We start from the raw sequence: 3956 nt of genomic DNA, 5'->3' as shown, positions 1-3956 counted from the left end.
TGAAATGCTGAACATTGGTGGCGAAGGTGAGGTCGAGGGCCCCAAAATTCTGGATCTCGGTTGTGGTTCAGCCGTCTGGAGCTGTGCGATGGCTCACCGAGACGCAAAGGCGACGATTACCGCAGTCGATTTCCCCGGTCCGATCGCTGCGGCGACCACGATGGCCGAATCGATCGGACTGGCCCCCCGATTCACTGCGATCCAAGCCGACCCCGCGTCGGCCGAGACGGCCGCCGAGAACCATTTGCCGAGCGATTTCGATATCGCCTTGATCGCCCAACGTCTGTTTGCTCAACAACCCGCCGAACAAGCCGCACTGCTGAAACGAGCCTTTGCGTCGATTCGACCAGGCGGCCGTGTGATTGTGATCGACCTGTTTCGTGGCCCCACCAAGCCGAATTTGACCGAATCCACCGAAGCGCTCAAACTCGAACTCGAAACTCAGGGGGGGACGATAAAAACGCTGAAGGAGGCAGAATCGCTGCTGACCCGCGAGGGATTGGAAAAAATCAAGTTCACCTTTATCGCCGCCAGCCGGATGGGATTGGGGATGATGGTGGCGTTCAAACCGGAATAGGTGCGAAACAGTAATGGGCGTCGTCGAGTCGTCGTCGTGTTCCAGGAATCGCACCGCTCGCCAGCGTGTGAAGCATTTCGACGCATCTCCACCGTCTGGCGACGGTAGCTACGGGGTCTTCGTCAATGATTGATTTGATGCACCACTCGCGGCAAAGCAATGAACGTCCGACCACTCGCCAGCTGCGGTCTCCCAAGCGTTCGGTTTCCGAAAAGGGCAAAAATCGTACCTTGCAGGGTGCGATTGGCACGGTTTTCGGCAAGAAATTGCAGCATTTAACTCAAATTTAGAAGAAAGTCCCAGTGCCACGTTGACGATCACGCTGTTAAGTTCCTACGATACGCGGCTCGATTCCATCTAAAACCTGTCACTTATGGACCCCCAGCGATGGCTGTCCCCAAAAGAAAACATTCCAATAGCCGTACCGGCAAACGTCGTTCACATGACCACGTCAAGAAGCGTCAAGTCGCCTATTGCCCGCAATGCAGCTCGGCTGTGCCTACGCACACGATCTGCCCTAAATGTGGGTACTACCAAGGCCGCACCGTCGTCGAATCGCCTAACGAATAAGTTCGACGAGTTCGTTTTCCTGACGCACAGGCCTTGTACCCCAAGGCTGCTGCATCTTTGAAGAAGGGGCTGCTGTGGCGCTCGACGTTGACTCTGTGGGCATTCTTTTCCCAGGCCAAGGTGCTCAAAACATCGGCATGGGACGCTGGCTGTGTGAAAACTACCCTCAAGCCCGCGCGCTCTACGACACGGCTTCGGAAGTACTCGGTTACGATCTAGTCACGCTTTCGCAAGAAGGCCCCGAAGACAAGCTGAACGCAACGGAGTTCTGCCAACCGGCATTATTTGTCGTCGGCATGGCTGCGGCAGAAGTCGTGTTGAGCCAGCGCCCAGAACTGGCCGACAAGATCAAAGCCGCAGCAGGACTGAGTCTCGGTGAATACACCGCGGTCTGTTTTGCGGGCGGCATCCAATTCCAAGACGCCGTTCGGCTCGTTCAACGACGAGGCGAAGCGATGCAAGCTGCCTCGGATGCAGTCCAAAGCGGCATGGCCAGCATCCTCGGACTGGACCTCGAAACGGTGCAAGCGGTTTGCGATGAGTGCCGCCAAGGCGACGAAGTGCTACAGCCAGCCAACCTGCTGTGCCCTGGCAATATCGCCATCTCAGGCCACATTTCAGCAATCGATCGTGTCGAGCCTGCTGCTCAAGAAGCCGGTGCGATGAAAACCGTGCGGCTGAGTGTTGCTGGCGCCTTCCACACCTCGCTGATGCAATCCGCCGTCGCAAAATTGGGTGAAGCACTCGAATCAATCGAGATCCAAGACACGCGCATCCCGGTCTACAGCAACGTCGACGCGGCACCGCATCAATCCGCAGCCGAAATCAAAAACCTGCTCAGCCGCCAAGTCGTCAATCCCGTTCTCTGGGAAGCCTCGATCCGCAAAATGATGGACGATGGCATCGCAGGATTCTTGGAAGCAGGAACCGGCCGCGTGCTGCAGGGAACGCTGAAGCGAATCCATCGCAAATTGCCAACCGAAGGCTTCGGTGACGGCTGATTTTCACAGTGACAACGAGGTGGTCGCGACTCGCTGAAACAGCCAGCCTATCCGGCTGACGCAATCAACTGCGGCTTGCGACCCTTTGCGGCACTCGGATCACGCCCGCGGCGGATCACAAACGGGGATGCGTCCAGCCCAATCCCCAACCAGCCAGCCCGAGACCACGCGAATCGACTGGTTGGCCGACACGACTGCAGGCCATCAGCCCGCACAACAACGCTCACATTCCTTTGATCTAGAAAGACAAACGCACCATGCAATTATCCATCGCAGTGGACTTGAAGGGCCAAGTGGCGATCGTCACCGGAGCCTCCCAAGGGCTCGGAAAGGCCGTCGCCGTCGCTTTGGCTCAAAATGGAGCCCATGTGGTCTGCTTGGCACGAAACGCCGACAAGCTGGCCTCGACCGTTAGCGAAATCGAAACCGCCGGCGGTACAGCCGAAGCACTTTCGGTGGACGTCACCGATCGTGCCGCTGCTGCTGCTGCGATCGAAGACACTGCCCAAAAGCACGGTCGACTCGATATTTTGGTCAACAACGCCGGAATCACCCGCGACAAACTGATGCGGGGCATGTCCGACGAAGAGTGGGACGACGTGATCGCCACCAATCTGACCAGCTGCTTCGTCTGCTGCCGTGCCGCTGCCGGTTTGATGCGGAAAAAGAAGTACGGACGCATCATCAACATGGCCAGTATCTCGGGCATGATCGGCAATCCCGGTCAAGCCAACTACTCGGCTAGCAAGGCGGGCATGATCGCCCTGACTCGCACCCTGAGCAAAGAATTAGTCAATCGCGGCGTCACGGTGAACGCCATCGCACCGGGCTTCATCGCCAGCGAAATGACGGCCGAACTTGGTGACGTCGTGCTCGAGGAAGTCAAGAAACGCATTCCTGCAAAACGTGTAGGCAAACCCGAAGAAGTTGCTGCCGCAGTGTTGTTCCTGGCATCGGCCGATGCAGGTTACATCTCGGGGCAAACCATCGTCGTGGACGGTGGGATGATTGGCTAACCGACCGACGGTGACCTCGGCTTGCCCGACGAAGAAAGAGCAAACCGGCCCGCAATCTTTAACCAGATTGCGTGCCTTAGCGAAAATCACGATACTTCCGCCGCATACCGCCTGTCGGTGTATTGACGTGATTTAGCTTTTTGACCTATCTTTTCGGCGAAAGCACTGGTCGCTGCCGGGCTCTACCCCTTGAATGAAGGCGGGGCCAACAAAGACGGAGTTGCCAATGATGATTGAGCCTTCGTTAAGACCGGTTTTGGGGGAGTCGAGTTTCTCTACTTCCCCGAACCTCGTATCCTCCTAACAAACTTGCTGACATTTCCCCCGGAGATAGCCCATGGCTAGCGTCGAAGAACGCGTTGTCGATATTGTTGCTGAACAACTTGGCGTCGACAAAGACAAGATTACTCGAGAAACTTCCTTTGTGAACGATCTCGGTGCGGATTCACTCGATACCGTGGAACTGGTGATGGAACTCGAAGAAGAGTTCGACATCAGTATTCCCGACGAAGCTGCTGAGAAGATCCAAAAGGTGGGTGAGGCAGTGGATTTCATCGAGAACGCCAAAGGTGATGACGCCTAAGGCTGTCTGTGATTGATGGACGGCTTTGTTCCGTTCCAGCAACGTTGACCAACAATTCGATTGTTGACGCTCTTGCCGCCCGAGAGATGTTGACGTGGCCCCTTTTCGGCTCACGCGAACATGTCACGGCGGCATTTATTTTGTAAACTCAGCTGATTACTCTTTTCTGCACTTATTGAAGGCCTTCTTGATGCAAGCCCGGTCGGAAC

General features: G+C 56.2%; 5 protein-coding genes. All 5 read left to right on the top strand.

Going from position 1 to position 3956, the window contains the following annotated elements; all coding sequences use genetic code 11:
- Positions 1 to 577 (top strand): trans-aconitate 2-methyltransferase (locus ABX962_RS32025; protein ID WP_372725715.1); only part of this gene is annotated, 577 nt, incomplete at its 5' end.
- A 387-nt stretch (positions 578 to 964) separates the two neighbouring features.
- Positions 965 to 1147 carry a 50S ribosomal protein L32 gene (rpmF, locus tag ABX962_RS32020; protein WP_081614431.1) on the top strand — a complete coding sequence of 61 codons (183 nt, stop codon included), beginning with the start codon at positions 965 to 967 and terminating at the stop codon, positions 1145 to 1147.
- Positions 1148 to 1221: 74 nt separating this feature from the next.
- Positions 1222 to 2148, top strand: a complete 927-nt coding sequence (gene fabD / locus ABX962_RS32015) for an ACP S-malonyltransferase (RefSeq protein WP_372725713.1) — start codon at positions 1222 to 1224, stop codon at positions 2146 to 2148.
- Between the two features lie 257 nt (positions 2149 to 2405).
- A complete protein-coding gene (gene fabG / locus ABX962_RS32010) occupies positions 2406 to 3164 on the top strand; it encodes a 3-oxoacyl-[acyl-carrier-protein] reductase (RefSeq protein ID WP_372725711.1) in 759 nt (252 codons plus the stop codon).
- Between the two features lie 337 nt (positions 3165 to 3501).
- Positions 3502 to 3747: an acyl carrier protein gene (locus ABX962_RS32005; RefSeq protein ID WP_008708273.1), complete on the top strand. Its 246-nt coding sequence runs from the start codon at positions 3502 to 3504 to the stop codon at positions 3745 to 3747.
- The last annotated feature ends 209 nt before the right edge of the window (positions 3748 to 3956 follow it).

Source organism: Novipirellula sp. (assembly GCF_041583735.1).
GTDB lineage: Bacteria > Planctomycetota > Planctomycetia > Pirellulales > Pirellulaceae > Novipirellula.
Note: the sequence above shows the minus strand (reverse complement) of the source record. Positions and strands in the feature narration are given on the sequence as shown.